General features: G+C 62.9%; 13 protein-coding genes. 2 read left to right on the forward strand and 11 right to left on the reverse strand.

The window, feature by feature from the left end:
* Nucleotide 1: 1 nt before the first annotated feature.
* Nucleotides 2–3,106: an efflux RND transporter permease subunit gene (locus GMST_RS00755; RefSeq protein ID WP_183352692.1), complete on the forward strand. Its 3,105-nt coding sequence runs from the start codon at nt 2–4 to the stop codon at nt 3,104–3,106.
* A gap of 127 nt (nt 3,107–3,233) precedes the next feature.
* Here GMST_RS00755 and GMST_RS00760 read toward each other — a convergent pair whose 3' ends face one another.
* From GMST_RS00760 to GMST_RS00785, 6 genes are all read right to left on the reverse strand, one after another.
* Entirely contained in the window at nt 3,234–4,127 is an 894-nt protein-coding gene (locus GMST_RS00760; RefSeq protein WP_183352693.1) for a DMT family transporter, read from the reverse strand.
* 377 nt (nt 4,128–4,504) lie between these two features.
* Nucleotides 4,505–7,480: an AAA family ATPase gene (locus GMST_RS00765; protein ID WP_183352694.1), complete on the reverse strand. Its 2,976-nt coding sequence runs from the start codon at nt 7,478–7,480 to the stop codon at nt 4,505–4,507.
* Nucleotides 7,471–8,733, reverse strand: a complete 1,263-nt coding sequence (locus tag GMST_RS00770; RefSeq protein ID WP_183352695.1) for a metallophosphoesterase family protein — start codon at nt 8,731–8,733, stop codon at nt 7,471–7,473. Before GMST_RS00770 ends, GMST_RS00765 begins: the two co-directional genes overlap by 10 nt.
* Before the next feature lie 110 nt (nt 8,734–8,843).
* Nucleotides 8,844–9,143 (reverse strand): YciI-like protein, encoded by a 300-nt coding sequence (locus GMST_RS00775; protein WP_183352696.1) that lies wholly within the window; start codon nt 9,141–9,143, stop codon nt 8,844–8,846.
* A gap of 2 nt (nt 9,144–9,145) precedes the next feature.
* Nucleotides 9,146–9,598 (reverse strand): hypothetical protein, encoded by a 453-nt coding sequence (locus GMST_RS00780; protein WP_183352697.1) that lies wholly within the window; start codon nt 9,596–9,598, stop codon nt 9,146–9,148.
* Nucleotides 9,599–9,871: 273 nt separating this feature from the next.
* The gene (locus GMST_RS00785) at nt 9,872–10,654 is read right to left on the reverse strand and encodes a dienelactone hydrolase family protein (protein ID WP_183352698.1); all 783 of its coding nucleotides are present in this window, start codon (nt 10,652–10,654) and stop codon (nt 9,872–9,874) included.
* Between the two features lie 275 nt (nt 10,655–10,929).
* On the opposite strand from GMST_RS00785, the gene GMST_RS00790 reads away from it, so the two are divergent.
* Nucleotides 10,930–11,622 carry a hypothetical protein gene (locus tag GMST_RS00790; protein WP_183352699.1) on the forward strand — a complete coding sequence of 231 codons (693 nt, stop codon included), beginning with the start codon at nt 10,930–10,932 and terminating at the stop codon, nt 11,620–11,622.
* Here GMST_RS00790 and GMST_RS00795 read toward each other — a convergent pair.
* The 5 genes from GMST_RS00795 to GMST_RS00815 form a co-directional block, all read right to left on the reverse strand.
* Nucleotides 11,613–13,337, reverse strand: coding sequence for a 4Fe-4S binding protein (locus GMST_RS00795; RefSeq protein ID WP_183352700.1), 1,725 nt, complete (start codon nt 13,335–13,337; stop codon nt 11,613–11,615). The two genes, GMST_RS00790 and GMST_RS00795, sit on opposite strands and share 10 nt — an antisense overlap.
* Before the next feature lie 5 nt (nt 13,338–13,342).
* Nucleotides 13,343–14,224, reverse strand: a complete 882-nt coding sequence (locus tag GMST_RS00800) for a DUF362 domain-containing protein (protein ID WP_183352701.1) — start codon at nt 14,222–14,224, stop codon at nt 13,343–13,345.
* Between the two features lie 184 nt (nt 14,225–14,408).
* The gene (locus GMST_RS00805) at nt 14,409–14,738 is read right to left on the reverse strand and encodes a YgzB family protein (protein WP_246399148.1); all 330 of its coding nucleotides are present in this window, start codon (nt 14,736–14,738) and stop codon (nt 14,409–14,411) included.
* Between the two features lie 46 nt (nt 14,739–14,784).
* Nucleotides 14,785–15,261 carry a YehS family protein gene (locus tag GMST_RS00810; protein ID WP_183352702.1) on the reverse strand — a complete coding sequence of 159 codons (477 nt, stop codon included), beginning with the start codon at nt 15,259–15,261 and terminating at the stop codon, nt 14,785–14,787.
* 99 nt (nt 15,262–15,360) lie between these two features.
* Nucleotides 15,361–18,015 carry a response regulator gene (locus tag GMST_RS00815; RefSeq protein WP_183352703.1) on the reverse strand — a complete coding sequence of 885 codons (2,655 nt, stop codon included), beginning with the start codon at nt 18,013–18,015 and terminating at the stop codon, nt 15,361–15,363.
* Between the last annotated feature and the right edge of the window lie 37 nt (nt 18,016–18,052).

The raw sequence follows: 18,052 nt of genomic DNA on the forward strand, positions 1-18,052 counted from the left end.
CGTGAAGATAACCGATCTTTTCATACGCCGCCCGGTCCTGGCCGCGGTGGTGAGCCTCATCATCATCATTGCCGGTCTGCAGGCGATCAGGACCCTGCAGGTGCGCCAGTATCCGCGCAGCGAGAATGCCACCATCACCGTCAGCACGGTCTACGTGGGGGCCAGCCCGGAACTGGTGCGCGGCTTCATCACCACCCCGCTGGAACGCGTCATCGCCGCTGCCGACGGCATCGAGTACATCTCGAGCCAGAGCACCTTGGGGCTCTCGACCATCTCGGTGCGCCTCAAACTCAACTACGACTCCACCAAGGCCCTTGCCGAGATCTCGTCGAAGGTGGACCAGGTGCGCCGCGACCTGCCGCCCGAAGCTGAGGTGCCGACCCTCAACATCGAGTCGGCCGACAGCCAGTTCGCCTCGGCCTACCTCACCTTCAACTCGGACATCCTGAAGGCCAACGAGATCACCGACTACCTGGTGCGCGTGGTGCAGCCGCGCCTCTCCGCGGTTCCCGGCGTGCAGCGTGCCGACATCCTGGGCGCCCGCACCTTCGCCATGCGCATCTGGCTCAAGCCGGACCGGATGGCGGCGCTCGCCATCACACCGGCGCAGGTGCGCCAGGCGCTGGCAGCCAACAACGTCCTGTCGGCCCTGGGGCGCAGCAAGGGGTCCTACATCCAGGTGAACCTCACCGCCGACACCAACTTAAGCACGGTGGACGAGTTCAGGAAGATGGCGGTGCGCCAGTCCGGCGGCACCATCGTGCGCCTGAGCGACATCGCCGACGTCGTCTTGGGCGCCGAGGACTACGACACCGAGGTGCGCTTCTCGGGGCAGAATGCCGTCTTCATGGGGATCTGGCCGCTCCCCAACGCGAACTCCCTGGACGTCATCAAGGCGGTGCGCGCCGAGATGGCCAACATCCAGCGCGACCTTCCCACCGGGCTTAAGGCCGGCATCGCCTACGACGGCACCAGCTACATCTCCGACGCGATCCACGAGGTTTTGAGCACCCTGGGCGACACGCTCTTGATCGTCATGCTGGTGATCTTCCTCTTCCTGGGCTCGTTCCGCTCGGTCCTGATCCCGATCGTCGCCATCCCGGTCTCGCTCATCGGCGGGGTGTTCCTGATGCAGTTCTTCGGGTTCACGGTGAACCTTTTGACCCTTCTGGCCGTCGTGCTCTCCGTCGGTCTGGTGGTCGACGACGCCATCGTCGTGGTGGAGAACGTCGAGCGCCACATGCGCGATGGGAAGACACCGCTCGAGGCGGCACTCGTCGGCGCGCGCGAGCTGGTGGGCCCCATCATAGCGATGACCATCACGCTTGCCGCCGTGTACCTCCCGATCGGCCTGCAGGGGGGACTCACCGGAAGCCTGTTCCGCGAGTTCGCCTTTACCCTGGCCGGCGCAGTGACCATCTCGGGCGTCGTCGCCCTCACCCTTTCGCCGGTCATGTCGGCGACCCTGCTAAGGCCTGGCGCCGAGGAGCGCGGTCTTGCCGGGCGCATCTCGCGCGACTTCGAGCGGCTGAAAAACCTCTACGGCCGGATGCTCAGCTGGACCCTGTCGGCACGCCCGGCGGTCTACACCGTCTGGCTGGTGATCTCGCTTTTGAGCATCCCGATGTTCACCATGTCGGCCAAGGAACTCGCCCCGATGGAGGACCAGGGGGTCATCTTCGGCATCCTCGACTCCGCGGCCAACTCGACCATCGATCAGAACGTCCATTTTGCCACGGCGATCAACGACATCCTGATGAAGGTCCCGGAGCGCGAGTTCACCTTCCAGATCACCATGCCCAACTCTGGGTTCAGCGGCCTGGTCACCAAGCCCTGGAATGAGCGGCACCGTACCGTGTTCCAGATCCTCCCCGAGGTGCAGGCGAAGCTGCAGGCAATCCCCGGCGTGCGGATCTTCCCGGTTACCCCCCCTGCCCTCCCCGGCGGCGGCGATTTCCCCGTGGAATTCCTGATCACCTCGACTGCCGATGCACCCGAGATCCTGGGCTTTGCCCAGCAGCTGCAGGCCAAGGCAGCGGCAAGCGGCATGTTCGCCTTCCCGCCGCTCATCGACGTGAAGATCGACCAACCGCAGACCGATTTCAGCATCGACCGCGACAAGGTGGCGTCGCTGGGGCTCAACCTCTCCCAGGTATCCAACGATCTCGGTGCGCTCGTGGGCGGCAACTACGTGAACCGCTTCGACATCTCCGGGCGCAGCTACAAGGTGATCCCGCAGGTGCAGCGCACCGACCGGCTCAACCCCGACCAGATCGAGAACACCTACGTGACCGGTCCCAACAACTCCGTACTTCAGCTCTCCACTATCGCGAAGCAGCGCGACTCGGTGGTGCCGCGCTCCTTGAACCGCTTCCAGCAGAAGAACGCCGTAAAGATCAGCGGCGTCGCCATCCGGCCGTTGGATGAGGCGCTCAAGTTCATGGAAACCGAGGCTGCCAAGGTCCTCCCCCAGGGCTACCTCATCGACTACACCGGGGAATCGCGCCAGCTGCGCACCGAGGGGAACAAGTTCCTGCCGGCCTTCGGCCTCGCCATCGTCCTGATCTTCCTGGTGCTGGCGGCGCAGTTCAACAGCTTCCGCGACCCGTTCGTCATCCTGGCGGGTTCGGTGCCGCTGGCGATGTTTGGCGCCCTGCTCTTCACCTTCCTGAAGATACCGGACCCGAACACCCCCTTCTGGACCAAGGGGTGGACCACGACGCTCAACATCTACTCCCAGGTCGGCCTGGTGACGCTGGTCGGCTTGGTGTCCAAAAACGGCATCCTGATCGTCGAGTTCGCGAACCAGTTGCAGATGAAAGGGTTGAGCAAGCTCGAGGCGGTACACCAGGCGGCCATGACCCGTCTGCGCCCGATCCTCATGGTCGCCGCAGCAACCATCGCCGGCCATTTCCCGCTCACCCTGGTGACCGGTGCCGGCGCAGCCGCCAGGAACTCCATCGGTCTCGTACTGGTGGGGGGCATGGCGATCGGCACCATGTTTACCCTGTTCATCATCCCGTCGATCTACATGCTGATCGCGAAGGACCACGAGAAGGACCGTAAGCGCGCCGAGGAGGTCAACGCCGCCGCGTCACACGGGTAAGGGGAACGCGCTTTAGCCAAATAAAGAAGGGGATGCGGGGGGTAACCCCAGCATCCCCTTTTGATTTTTTGGAGGTTTTCGATCAGACCGATCGGTCCGATCAGTCCGATCAGCAGGCGCCAGGAAGCTAGGCTTCGTTAACCGTTACCCTGCGCCCATTGCCCCACAGTTGCAGGACTACCGCACCGGCAAGCAGCGTGGCGCCGCCCAGCCCTTGCATGGCGCTGATGCGTTCGCCCAGGAGGACGGCGGAGAGCAGTACGGTGATGAGCGGTTCGAGGGTGCTGATGATGGAGGCGTTGGTGGCGCCGATGAGGCGCAGCCCGGCAAAGAAGCCGATGACGCCAAAGATGGTGGGAAATACGGCGATGCCGACAATGGCGAGCCAACCGCTCGGGGTCACCCGGAAGATGAGCTCCCCAGTCGCAGCTCCGTAGCACAAGAAGGCGAGACCGGCAGCGGTACAGACGTAGAGCGAGGTGACCAGTGGGTCCAAATCCTTGAGGATCCGGTTGCCGATCAGGATGTAGCAGCTGTAGATTACGGCCGCCCCCAGCGCCGACAATACACCCTCCAACTGCACCCCATCAAACGACGCCCCAAGCAGGAGCACAAGCCCGCCGGTGCACAAAAGCAGCGCTGCCCCTTTGGTCAGGTTAAAATGCTCGACGCCGGTCAATACGGCGAGGACAGTTACCAACGCCGGATAGGTGTAGAGCAACATCCCGGTGAGCGAGGCGGGAAGAAAGTGGATGCTGTTGGCGTAAAGCCCTGACATCCCACCGTAGCCAACCGCCCCCATCAGGATGAGCTGCACCGCGGTCTTGCGGCTCACGGTGAGTCGGGTTCGGTTCAAACGCAGAATGCAGAACAGGAAAGCTCCGGCCAGCAGAAACCGGCCTGCCAAAATGGTGGTGATGTTCGCGCCGCCCTGGAAGGCGAATTTGATCAGGATGCCAAGCGTGGCAAACCCGGCGGCTGATGCGACGATGAACCAGGCACCGCGGTTTTGGTCAGTCATAGATGAGAGAGGTCCTTCCTTTAAGAATTGTCATTCGTTGCAGCACAAACCAGTCTCCGAAAAGTGAAGCTTTTCCGAAAAAGTGAAGCTTTTTCAAAAAAGGTGAAGCTTTTTCAAAAAAAGTGAAGCTTTTTAGACGGAAAGTTGCATATTTCAGCCAAAAGGCGGAGCTGACCTCGCAAAAAGTGAAGCTTTTTGTCAAAAAGTTGCATTTTTTATAAAAAAGTGAAGTTTTTTACCAAAGAAGTGCTATTTCAATCCGCAAAATTGACATCTTCTTGGTTAAAAGTGCACGTTCGCAGAGGAACATGACGTTTCGCCTCTCCAACGTGCAGTTGGCACGCCAGGATGCGATCTCCTGATAAGGATTCAGGAGGTTACCCGCCGTTATTCTTCCCATTATCCAGGTGAATAATCTGGTCGGTAATCTCGGTGAAGCTTACATCGTGGCTCACCAGGAAGAGCTGATCGTACCAGTGCTCGGTAACTTCTTCTTTTCCAACGTCGATGGCGCGGAAGGCGCGCGCCAGGTTTTCCCTGCGCTCGGCGTCGAGGTTGGAGGTCGGCTCGTCGAAGAAGGCGATGCGGGCGCCGATGGTCTGCAAGAGTGCCAACCTTAAGGCTACGACCGCGCTCATCATCTGGCCGCCGGAGAGCTGGTCGTCGCTGCGCTCGCGCAAGGCGCCATCCACCATGTCCTTCAGGATGATCTGGTAGTTTTCCCCCCAGAAGAGCTCCTCGTCCGATTCCGCAATGCTGCGGTAGATCCGGTCAGCCCGGAAGCTGATCTCTTCGCGGAACCGCTCCGAGAGCTGGCTGGAGACGTTCTTGAAAAGCTGGGTACGCAGGAACTTGACCAGGTTCCCCTTGTCCCGCAGTTCCTCCACAGCGGCCAGTTTCTCTTCTATCTCTGCCGCGATCCGGGTGAGCGCCGCTATCTCCCCCTCAAGCCTCTTCGCTTCGTTGTGCGCCGCTGCGATCTCTGCCTGCAACCTGGCCACAGCCGCCGTCAGACGCTCGCGCTCGCGTTTTGCCAGCTCGTGGGCTTCCGCCTGGTAACCATCCTGAAGCTCGCGCACCTCGGCGCTCTTTGCCGCAAGATCCGTCTCCAGCACGGCCAGGCGCTCCCGGTACTTGCCCAGGGTCTCCTGGCGTTTCTCCAACTCCAGGGCCGCCTGTTCATGGGCGATGAAACGGTCACGATCCGCCTGATAGCGGGTCAGCTCGGTTCCGGCCGCCTCGATTAGCCGATCCAGGCCGGCAAAGGCTTCCAGCGAGGCGTGCTTTCGGCCGGAACTCACCTGCAGCTCGGCCAGTCGCTGCTGCTGGGCGGCAACTGCCTGCTGCCGCTGCGCGAGTTTTTCCCGGTTGCCTTGCAGATCGCGCTTCCTGCGCTCCAGGGCCTCGCCGCGCACCCCGATTTCCCGCAGTTTCAGGAGGCAGGACTGCACGGGTTCTTCGGCCGTTTTCACGCGCGCAACGACGGCCGATTCAACCGTGCGCAGGGTTTCGACCCAGGCACCGCTCCAGTCGGCAAGCTGCTGACGGCGCTCGGAGGGGGTATCACTAAGCGCCAGCTGAAGGGGCGCCGCCGAAGGTTCAGGAACGTCGACAGAAGTCAGGAAGCTACGCAGGGTTTTAAGGAGTTCCGCAGGCTCTATCTCGGCAAGACGGGTCTGAAAATCCTTTTCCAGCGCCGCACGCTCCCGAATACCCTGCTCCAATTCCCGTGCGACCTGATCGATCCCCGCCAGCTCGAGTGCGGCTTCCTGGGCCTTCTGCACCAGCTCTGCAAGCCCGCGCGCCAGGGCATCCAGACGTGCCAGCTCGGCTTCCGCCTCGGTAATGCGCGACGCGAAGAGCGCGGTCCCTCCCAGCTCGTGCAGGTTCTGGCAGGGCTCCTGGAAAAACGGGCAGTCCCCCTCCCCTATCTGCTGGCAACCTTCGACCAGGGCCTGGTGCCGCCCGGCGAGCAACGACTTTTCGTGCTGCACCCGCTCCAACTCCTCCCTGCGGGTGGCGAGTGCTGCGGCAAGATCCTTCAGTCCGGCTCCGGCACTCACGCGTTTCTGCTTCTGCTCGAGTTGCGCATCAAGGGACTGGAGCCGGTCCAGGGCGACCTCGAGGTACGGCAGGGTGTTCTCGATGCGCTGGGCCGGAAGCTCCCGGAAGCGTGACTCGTCCCGGGAAGCCGCCTCCAAAGCGGCACGTGCGGCACTATCCTTAGCCATGAGCCCGCTCTGGAGGCTCACCTGCTCCTGTTCCTCCTGGGCCAGCTTTTGTTCTTCCGCCGTGATGGTGCCTGCCAGCGCATCTATCTCGCGCTGCTCGATCCCCAAGGCAGCCGTAAGCCCGGACTGCTCCTTCTCCAGCGCAGCCAGTTCCTTTTCCAGACGGTTTTTCTGCGACTCCGCCTCCCGCAACCCTTTGAGCCGCTGCTCCGCTGCGAGGTACGCCTCTTTGCCGGCACGCGCCGCCTCCACCACCGCGCTGGCTTCGACAGCCTGCTGCACCAGGAGCTGCTGGTTCGCCACGTGGTCGTTTCCGGATCGGACCCGCTCCTGGACCGCCTGGAGACCGCTTTGCGTCTCGTCCAACTTTACCTTGTGCGCATCCCAGGTTGCCACCTGTGCGGCTACGGCATCATGTGCGGCACGCTCCCGTTCGAGCTCCTCACGCTTGCCGGCCAGCGATGCCGAAATAGTGCGTAGTTCAACTTCCTTGGCGGGGAGTACGGCTACCTGGTCCTGCTTGCCGGCCACCTCGGCCTGCAGGGTCTCGATTTTGCCGGCGATGGCGCTGTTCAGGCTCTTGGTGCCGTCGAAGGTCTTGCGCCAGGCGTCGATGCCCAGGATCTCGTCGAAGGCGTCCTGCCGTTTGGTCGGCTGGCGGATCACGAAGGGTCCCAGGAAGTCGTTCTGGAAGGGGCCGATCACCAGCTTGAACTGGTCGGCGAGCGAGCGGTTGCCGGATAGTCCCAAAAGCTTCGCGATGCGCGCCTCGGTCTCCTGCAGGTTCGCATGGTCTTCGATCTCGAAGCTCTCCCCGCGCAGCTTGGCAAGGAGCCACTTGCCGGAAGTCCCGACGGTTCGGGTCACCCGGTAGGTCTCGCCGTCAGCGCCTTCGAATACCACGCCGACCTCGCCCTTTTTGGCGCCGATGGAGAGAAAACGTTCGGCCTTGGTAACGAAGTCCTGGGCGTTGACACCGAAGAGGGCATAGCCGATCGCCTCGAAGATGGTGCTCTTTCCCGAGCCGTTGGCGCCGCTTAAGACGTTGATCCCCGGAGCGAAGGTGAGATCGGTCTCCCGGTGCGACTTGATGTTCCTCAGATGGATGGAGATCAGTCGCACGAGCCACCTCCGCGCAAGAGCAGCCCGAGGAGCTCCTCACCTTCCACATCCCCTTTCAGCACCAGGTCGCGCAGCGCCAGCGAGAGCTCGATAAGTTCACTCTCCCGGTCGCGGTAGCTGCTGTTGGCCCGGATCAGCTCGCCCAGCACGTCCCGCTCGATCTCGGCGAGGCTCTTTTTCACCTTTTCCTCGCCGCCCGAAGAGGAGATCTGCGACAGGTGGTTCTTGATCTCGAGGTGCAGCGGCTGGCGGATATCCTCCAACGCACAGCGCAGCCTGTCCCGGCTCAGCTCGAAAGGATGGAAGGCGACCTTGCCGATCAGGCGCGCCTCGATGAGCGGCGCCCGCTGGTCGGTCTGCGCGTCGAGGCGCTCGCGCATCCGCGCGCCGAAGCGCTCCAGCGCCTCCCCTGCGTCCAGGGCACCATCGAGGTCGACGGTCAAAACCAGCATGGGGCGCGGAGAGCTCGCCTTGAAGAGGTGGCTCACCCCATCGTCGTCCATGGTAACGAGGTAGTACCCCTTGTCGTAGCGCTCTTCACCGAAGTTGACGCATTCGGGCGAACCAGGGTTGAAGGCGTAGGGACGCCCCTCCGGGGTCTCGACGATGTACGGCTTGTGACCGTGTCCCAGCGCCACGTAAGCGAAGCAATCGGCAAGCGGCAACGCCTCTTCGGGCTTTATGTTGCCGATCTCGACCGGGGAGTAGCTCCAGACCCCGACGTGGAAAAGCAGGATGTTGCGCCGCGTGGCAACCGCCTGGCAGATCCGCTCGATATGGGTTCCCGCCTGGGAGCCGATATAGCCCAGCCCGTAGACGTTGACTCCGGCCACTTCGAGATAGCCCCCGCTCCCCTCCTCCGCATCGAAAGGGTCGAAGCGGTAGCCGCCGTCGGTCGTGCGCGAGGGGCGTAACAGGCAGATGTAGCCAAGCTGGGAGAGCGCCTCCATCCAGGAGACCGAGTCGCGCCGGTGGATCCAGTCATGGTTCCCCTCAACGGCGATGCAGGGGATGCCGGCATCCTTCAAGGGCTGCAGGATCTCGATGGTCTTCGCAAAGGTCTTGGGGAGGATTTGGCCAGTGTGGAAGAGGTCTCCGCCGATCAGCACGAAATCGACCTTTTCCCGAATGGCGTCGGCGACAATCGCCGCAAAGGTGGCAAAGAAGTCGCCGTAACGCTCGCCGGCGGCGCCGCCGGAGCGGTAGGTTTTTCCCAGGTGGATGTCGGAGGTGTGGATGAATCTGATCGGCAAAGGGAGACTCCCGGAAGGTGATGTACTGGTATAACGCGTCGGGCAACTTCAAGTCAAGGGAGGCCGAGCCACCAGCTTATTTTCGGGAGTGCCCTCAGTACCCAGAGGGGCTAGAGCCGCACCGGTGTGGCGGCGTCCGCACCGACCACCGTGGTCCAGGGGCGCACGCGCCAACTCGACACCAGACCATTGGTGACGTAAGGGTCCGCCTGGGCAAAGCGCTCGGCCACTTCGGGAGAGTCCCCCTTGAAGAGCAGCACCGCTCCGTCGACCGGATCGGCCAACGCTCCCCCCAGCACCAGTTCCCCCTTTTCGTGCGACTGCCAGGCAAGCTGCAGGTGCGCCCCGCGGAACTCGCCGCGCCGGGAAAGGTAGTCTTCAGAAACCTCGTAAAACAACAGGTAGTGCATGATCATCTCCTTGTTTGGGATGGCTGCGGGATCTCTTCAGGCGCCGGAACCGGGAACTCGAAGCTCTGCGACCAGGTTGTGCCGCCATCTCCGCCGTCGGAACCGCGGTAGCGGTAGGTGAACTGTAACGTGGTGCCTGGCGGCAGCGCCATTGGGAGCCGGATGGTGAACCGGGCGCTGTCCCCTTGCCTTATCTGGTGCGGTAGGTAGCAGACCTCCTGCGCCAGCTTTACCTCGGATGAGTCAAGCGCTGCTACCCAGAGTTCTCCCGCTTCCAGGTGCGCCCAGCGCAGGTTCTGCACCACTCCCGCCAGCACCGTCTCCCCCCCGGTCATCGAGAGGTTCCAGGCAAGTTTCAGATCGAACTCGGCGTGACTGAAAGGAAGCGCGTCTGCGAGTTTCTCGTCACTCCTGCTGTTCTCCAAAAGTCGCTGGAAAAACTCCCGAACTCCCACTACCACACCTCGAACTGGAAGAAACGCTGTTGATGAAAAAGGGCCGGCCGAACGGACAAAGTTAAGGGACGTTTATCACACTATTCGCTCCCGGGTCAATTACAGAAGGAGCTGCCGTTTGGCATACCTGGGTGTGTACAGGCCGATGGTTACCTACAAAGCCAGCTCAGCATCCCCGTGATCCCCAGATGAAGCTTTCCCGGAGGGTCTGTACAGCATAAAAAAAGGGAGCTGCCGGGCAGCTCCCCCTTTGTTGTCAGGTCCGAGGTTGGGTTATTTCCCGAAGATCTCGTTGAAGAACAGCTTCATCTCGGTCCAGGAGCGGCGGTCCGCTTCTGCATTGTAGGCGACTCCTTTGCTGTTGTCGTTGCCGGAGTCCGGGTTGGTGAAACTGTGCACCGCACCGCCGTAGATCACCATCTCCCAGTCGACCTTGGCCTGGCGCATCTCATCCTGGAAGGCTGCCACCTGGGGCGGCGTAACGAACGGGTCGTCGGCACCATGCAGTGCCAGAACCTTCCCCTTGATCTTCCTGGCGTCGCCCGGGTCTGGCGTGTCGAGGCCGCCATGGAAGCTGACCGTCCCCTTCAGGTTGGCTCCGCTGCGCGCAAGCTCAAGCGCCGCCGTACCACCAAAGCAGTAGCCCATCACCGCCAGGCGGTTGGCATCGACGTGGGGATTCGCCGCGAGCGTGGCCAGCCCGGCGGCAGCACGGGCACGGATCAGGCTGCGATCCTTGCCGCGATACTTGGCCGCCTCTTTAGCCGCAAGCTCCGGCGTCGCAGGGCGCACCCCTTTGCCGTAGATGTCAGCGGCAAACGCGACGTACCCGAGGCTGGCCAGTTGGTCGGCCCGTTTTTTCACATACGCATTGACCCCGGTCCACTCGTGAATCACCAGGACTCCGGGGTGCTTTCCCTTCAGGGCATCGTCGTAGGCCAGGTATCCCTCGAGGGTGGTTTCTCCTTCCTTGTACTCGACAGTCTTCGTTATCAGGCGGCCCTGCGCCGACTGAGCGACCAGGAGCATCATCAAGGCAAACAGACACTGTTTCATGGCTAAACCTCCGCATGGTAAGGCTTTCGTTCAAACAGAACGCTGGCTGAATTTTACCAAAGAAACAGGGAGATGCAGCATGAAGAAACCATTTGTGCCTGACGCGGGTCCGTTGACTCTCTTGCTTTATTATATATTCTTAACCATCGTGAGCGCCGCGGAGTTACAGGTCACTCCCTTTCCCTGCGCACCAGGTGAAGTCGTCGCCCTGAGAGTTTTCTGCTGCCAATCACCGTCGCAACAGTGCCTGTCCTGCCAGCACAAGGAGTTCCCACATGAGATCATCGAAGAAAGCCTTTGCAGCACTGACGCTTCTTTTCGCCGTGCACACTTCCGGCTGTGCCGGTTCCGGGGCCCGCCCCCACAGCACCTCACCCTACGGCAGTGCCACCCTGCAGGGGATTTCAGACGACTACCTGTGGGCGCTGCATCAAACCCAGGCAACCGAGGAGGCGTTCCTGGGAATCTCACTCGCGCCCCCGGCAGACCTGGGCCAGGCCTTCCGCTTTTACCAGGCGAACGCCGAACTCATGACTCAGGCGGGAGAGCGCCTGCTAAGGCACGCGGACGGGATGTTTTATCGTGGCACGTTCTACCTGGTCGAGTCGGGAAGGTCGCTCGAGGCGTGTGCCCTGCCGCGTACCGGGAGAAACGACGAACAGCGGGTGATCGATCTGGGAGAGGATTTCGACAGGGTATCTGAAGCGGGGGGCGAGATAAAACGCGCCTACCGGGCCTTTCAGTTCGACGTGGTTAAGTTGCGCGAGGTCCTGGGCCACCTCCTGACCCCGGCAAGTGTCGACATGCTCCAGCCCATTTTTGAAAAGGCCCAGGTAGACAGTACCGGTCTCCAGGAAGCTCTGGAGCGGGGACTCGGGGCCCTCGAAGAGACACAGGCGACGCTGGCCAGGAGGCAGCCGCTCCCTCCTGCACCACCGATCCCTGCCCCGCTCATCCCTCAACGATAGGCGTCGCTGCCGTAGGGGTCGGCGGCGTCCTGTGCTGCGCCGCCGGCCTTGACTGCACCTTGGGATTCCTTCCTTGGGTGCGCGTCTTCTTTCCCTCCTCCACCAACGCCCCCGCCACCCTCCGTTACACCTGCAGCATCTTCGGAAGTCCCCGTTCCACTCTCTTTCTTGTGGGTCGATCGCGCCTCTGGGGGAGCGATGGCTGCGCGCTTCAACGGCGTGCGGTCCTTCACCGCCAAAACCTCGATCCCCGATTTTCCTTCCAGGGGACAGACGTTTTCACAGATGCCGCAGCCGTTGCAGAGTTCCTCCACTACATAGGGCTGCTGCAGGCTGATCGGCTTCCCCTCGAGATCGAGCGTTTCCACGATTTCGGAGCGGATCGCCTTCTGGGGGATCGGACAGTGTTCCTCGCAGACGATGCAGTTGGTGCGACGGGCAAAAGGGAGGCAGTGGTTCTTGTCGAGGTGCGCCTTGCCGATCACCGCGCGGCGCTTCTCGGCGACCGGAAGGCTCGGAATGGCTGCGGTCGGACAGACCTGGCCGCACAGGGTGCAGTTGAACTCGCAGTAGCCCAGTCGCGGCGTGACCACCGGCGTATAGATCCCTTCGACGCCGGCTTGCGCGATAGCAGGATAGAGTGCGCCGGTCAGGCAGACCTTCAGGCACTCGCCACAGCGCACGCACTTCTTCAGGAAGTCATCCTCGGATTGAACCCCCGGCGGGCGCAGGACCCGGGCCTCGGCCTCCGGCCGGCGGAACCTGAAAAGCCCCGAGAGCAGGAACCCGGAGGCCAGCCCCCCCAAGAGGACGCGCCGCTGCGGGACAAAACCGGCACTACGCGGCCCCCCCGGTTTCCAGGCAAAACGCGCCCTCCCCTTTTCGCACCCCGTCAGGCACTCAAGACAGAGAACACACTCCTCCTGGAGCAGTTCGTCGCTGTCAAACGAGGTCGGGCAGACCGAGCGGCAGTTCGAACAGTCGCCGCAAAGCCTTCCCGGCAGCCGCTTGAACGGAGAGAACCTGCTGAAGATCCCGAGCAGGGTCCCCAGCGGGCAGAGGTTTCGGCACCAGTTGCGGGTCTCGTAGCGTTCCAGAAAGAGGATGCCGAAAAAGAGCAGCGCGGAAAGAAAGGCGAGCGGGTAGAAGGTTTCCCGGAAAGGGAGCAGGTGGTTGCGCAGCAGGTTGAACCCGGGCTCCAGGAGGTCCCGGCGCTCACCGATCAGGCGGTAAAGGCCGACCCAACCGCCGCGCAAAGTATCCCCAAAGAGCGGGTACAAGAAGAAGGTGAGCGCCCGCACCAGGATGGCCAGCGGATCGAGGATCCCGGCGAGGTTCACGTGGAAGAGCGCCGCGAAAAGCAGCGGCAGCAGGAGGTAATACTTGAGGTTCCCCTTGAGAACCTGAAGAGGGGCGGTCTTTTTGATCCGAGCGGTGACCAGGTCGAGCACGGTCCCCAAAGGGCAGATCCAGCCACAGAAAAAGCGCCCCAACAGCAGGGTGAACCCCAGCATGAGGAGCGCCGGGAAGAGGAGCCAGGTGAAGGTGCGGTTGGCCGCCAGGTAGCTTGCCAGCACCAGCGGATCGGCACGGAAGAAGCTGTTGATGGCGGCCGAAATGGTATCGGAGCCGCGGTATTCGGTCTTCACGAACAAGACCGCGAAGACAAGCAGGAAGATCCACTGGGACAGGCGCGCCGTGCTCGGTCGTTTCATGCCACTCAGGCCTTCACGATGCGGATTTTCTTCAGGTCCATCTCGCCCAGGCCGCGCCGGTGGGCGGCAACCGTGACGGCGATCTCCTCGGGTCGGTGCCCGAAGAGGGTGGTGGCGTAGGCGTCGGCCGCGACGATGTCGGTGGAGGCGATCACCTTGTGCAGGTACTTCACGTCCTCGAGGCTCCCCCCCTGCGGGCCGTGGGCGATCAGGACCCGGGTTGCGTCGACCAGCACCAGGTGGCTCTTGAGCACCTTGTTGACGTCGGTTAGGGCCTCGTCGATCTTCTTGTGGATGGCGCCGCGCTTGCCCCCCATCACCCCCATGACGTTCTTAAGCCCCAGGGTTACCTTGGTGAGCTGGTGGTGCTTTGCAACCGGGACGTTTATGAAGACGTCGGCGTTGAGCGCCTCGTCGTAGAGTTCCCACTCGTCAAGCGCCTTCCCCTTCAGGTCGACCTTCTTGAAACGCTCGTTCTCGATGTACTTCAGCTCGACGTTCTTCATCCCCTTCAAGGCGGCCACCATCCCGGAGTTCACGTAGCAGCGCCGGTCGTCGTTGCAGGTCCTGTCGAAGACCTTCACCTTGCGCGCACCCGCCCTGAGCGCCTCCTCCACCACGGTGCGCACCACCACGGGGTTCGTGTTGGCCCCCTGCTCGGGGGTGCGGTCCCAGCCCATGTTCGGTTTCACCACGACCACGTCGCCGCTCTTCACGAAACGCTGCATCCCACCCAGGGCCGCAATGGCATTGCGGGTGATCTGGGCGTGATCCTTACCGCTGGCAACCGCCACTACCGGACCCTCGGCTGCGGCCACCGTGCGGAGGAGCCACTGGTGGAACAGGGCGGCAAGCCCCATCAGCTTCAGAAACGCTCGTCTTCTCATGGTTTACCCCCTGGGTTTAGAGAAACGGGAACGGCTCTTTTAGAACATGCAGGCAACACGCTGTGGGAGAATGGAAACGAGAGCGAATCACCCGGGGGATCCCGCCGTCGGGTGATCACCAGCTGGATATTTTAGTCGTCAAATGAGAGTTGTCTAGAGAAATCGACGCTTGCACCGTGTATCCTCAATTCTTTTCCCGATCGGCGGTGAGAGGAAGCTGGCAGTGCAGGCAGCGGCGCAGGTACAAAAGCATCATGCCGTTTACGTGGTAGTAGTTGCCGCAGCGCGGGCAGCGGACCGCGGCCGACCAGGCAGTCGCAATGATCAGGAGGAGCACCCAGGCAAAGAACACGGGGAGCGCGCCGTGAAAGGACCGGGTGACCTGCTGGGCGAGCCACATGGTCGGGAGATAGATGATCAGCACCACCCACAGGATCCAGCGCCTGAGACGGATCCGGCGCAGCCCGTGGGCGATGACTTCTGGTGCTGGGGTTTCACTCTGGTTGGTGTCCAAAATATCCTCGTCAGGCAGGGAACGGATCGACGGCCGCCCGTTGCGGTCAGCTCTGGGCGGCCTGGTCCCGGTACTTCAAGGTGAGCCCTTTGAGAAAGTTCCTGAGCAACTGGTCGCCGCACTCCTTGTAATTCGCATGCCCATTGGTACGAAACAGGGCGCCCAGCTCGGATTTGGAGATCGGAAAACCGGCCAGCTTGAAGAATTCGAGAAGATCCCCCTCCTTGAGTTCCAGCGCCACGCGCAGCTTCTTCAGGATGTCGTTGTTGCCGATCTTCCCGGTGCGGGGGACCGCGGCGCCATCCTCCCGCTTGCCGCGGCGCAGGGCGATCAGTCCGTCCAGGAAGGCTTCCAGGAGGGCGCCGCTCAGCTCAAGGTACCCCTCTTCCCCTTCCTTCTTGAGAAAGGCAAGGAGCTCGGGCTGTTTGATATCGTGGTCGGCCAGGCGAAAGATCTGCAAGGTGGTGGGATTGCTGAGATCGAGGGCGTAACGCAGCCTGCGCAGTACGTCGTTGTTGGTCATCAATACTCCGGAATCTGAAAATGGGCGCTTCGTTGTCGCCATTCATAGCATGGTGCGCCCAAAGCGGCAACGGTTTTGAGGGGACGGGGAACCGGACGCCTACCGGGCCTTGGAAAGCCCTTGGCGGGCAATGTCTTCCAGGGTCTGCTGGGCGCTGCGGAAATCGAGGGCCGCGAGCTGCTCCCTCAAGAGCTCGACCGCTTCCGAAGGGGCCAGCAACGGCACCAGCCGGTTGTAGAGCTCGAGGGCCTGCAGGTTGTTGGTGCACAGGTGTCCCGAGAGCTCGCTGAAAAGGGTGGTCAGTTCCTCGGTCGCCCCCTTGAGCACCACTTTCTGCCGGGGGAAGTCGTCACCCGCCAGGGTCTGGGCCGCATCGAAGACCAGCTGCAGCTCGCTTTGCAGGGCTTCCAGGAGCAGTTCCACGCTTTGCAGGTTACCGTCCTGCAGGGCGCCGTCCAGCTCGGCCAGCACGGCACAAACCCGCTCGGCGCCCAGGTTGCCGGCCAAACCGTTCAACATGTGTATGAGCGCAGCCGCCTGGCCGGAAAGTTCCTGGGCAATCGCCTCGCGAATCTCGGCAACCACACCGTGGTGCTGGGCACGGAAGGCGCCGAGCAGTCGGGCCAAAAGTTGCTGGTTGCCCTCGACCCGCTTGAGCCCGGCCGCAAGGTCGAAACCCTGCTGGCGCTCGCCGAGCGTGTGCTCGCAAACGGCGGCGTCGAGGTTCACCTGCTCGGCGGGACGCCTAAGCCAGCGCTTGAGTACCTCGAACAGCTCGTCCAGATCTATCGGCTTCGCCACGTGGTCGCTCATTCCGGCATCCAGACAGCGCTCCCGCTCATCGCCGAAGCCGTTGGCGGTCATGGCGATGATCGGGATGCTGCGCCCCACCGGTTCCTCCCGGATCAGCCGTGTCGCCTGGAAGCCGTCCATCACCGGCATCTGGATATCCATGAGCACCAGGTCGAAGGGGTGCGTTGCCTGCAGTACCGCCTGTACCGCCTCCTGGCCGTTTCCCGCGATGGTGACCAGCGCGCCGCTCGTGGTGAGGATCTCGCGGGCAATCTCCTGGTTGATCGGGTGATCCTCGGCAAGCAGCACCCGTGCGCCGCAGAGCGGGTTCCTCCTGGTCGGACCCTCCGCGCAGTGTCCGAAGACCTCCTCGAGTCGGCTCTGCAGGATGCGCGGCAGAACCGGCTTCGCGAGGAAGGCGCGCACCCCGAACGCGGCCCCCTGGTCCACCACCCGGGCGTTCTCGAAGGCCGTCGTGACGATGACGGCGGGAAGCTGGTCCGCGGGGAGCGCCTCGCGGATCTGCCGGGCGGTCTCCAGCCCGTCCAGGTCCGGCATGCGCCAGTCAAGAAACACCAACTGGTAGGCTTCGCCGGGCCCTGCGCCGGCGCCGCGGACCAGTTCATCCAGGGCCTGCCGGCCGCTGGAGACCACCTGCACCCGAAGGGCGTGCGCCTGCAGCATCTCGGCGAGCAGCAGCGCGGCGAGCGCGTTGTCGTCAGCCACCAGGACCTTGGGAGCCGCTCCGTCGGCCCCCTGGAACCGCGCGAAGGAGAGGTGAGCGCTGGACCCCTTCTCGACCTCCGCCGTGAACCTGAAGCTGCTGCCGCGCCCGGGTTCGCTCAGCACCGAGATCTCCCCTCCCATGAGTTGCACGAGCCGGCTTGAGATGCTAAGCCCCAGCCCGGTCCCTCCGAAGCGCCGCGTGGTGGAACTGTCCGACTGGGTGAAGGGCTGGAAGAGCCGGTCGATCTCGCCGCGCGACAGCCCGATCCCCGAATCGGAGACGGTAAACTGGAGCCTGATCCGGCGCCCCTGCGCATCGAGCGGCTCCCCTTCCACGGCGAGGATCACCTGGCCGTGCTCGGTGAACTTGACGGCGTTTCCCAGAAGGTTGATCAGTACCTGTTCGAGGCGGTGCGGGTCGCCGACCAGGCGGTCCGGCACGCCGGGGGCGATCCGGTACAGGATCTCGAGCCCCTTCTGCGCCGAGCGGACCGTGATGAGCCCGGCGATCCGGGAAAGGGAGTCGTGCAGGGAAAAAGGGATCGACTCGATCCCCAGCATGCCGGCCTCGATCTTGGAGAAATCGAGGATGTCGTTCAGCGTCCCGAGCAGCGACTGGGAAGCCGCCAGGATCTTCATCAGGTAGTCGCGCTGCTTCTCGGTGAGCTCGGTCTGCAGGGCAAGCTGCCCCAGGCCCACGATCGCGTTCATCGGGGTCCTGATCTCGTGGCTCATGTTGGCCAGGAACTGCCCCTTGGCGACGCTGGCCGACTCGGCCGCCTCCTTGGCCTGCTTGAGCTCCTCTTCGACCTGCTTTTGCTCGGTGATGTCCTCAAGGAGCAGCAAGAGATGGCTGCCGCCGGAACTCGTGAAGTGGGTGAAGACGCTCTCCAGCCAGCGTTTCCTGCCGCTTGGGGTCACCAGGAGGACCCGCCGCTTGAGCGGTGCCGGGCTGGCAAGCACCTCTTCGGCCGGGAGGAAGAGCCCGCCCGGCTGCCACTGTGCCAGGTGGCGGTACTCGAGCTGGCGCAAGATTTCAGGCGCCGTCTCCAGGATCGCCGCGGCCGCCTCGTTCGTTAATACGCAGGCGCCGGTTGTTGCGCGATAGGCGATGATCCCCGAGGTGGCGACGTTTATGACGGTACGGGAAAGGTCCAGGGCCTCGCCCAGGGCGCGGGTATGTTCGGCATCAAGGGAAGGTTCCAGGTGGCAAGAAAGCGGCGTTTCCAGGTCCATAGCCAAATACTCCGTCGGGTACTGCCAGGGGTTACGG

It is taken from the genome of Geomonas silvestris, from assembly GCF_014193515.1.
Taxonomy (GTDB): Bacteria; Desulfobacterota; Desulfuromonadia; order Geobacterales; family Geobacteraceae; genus Geomonas; species Geomonas silvestris.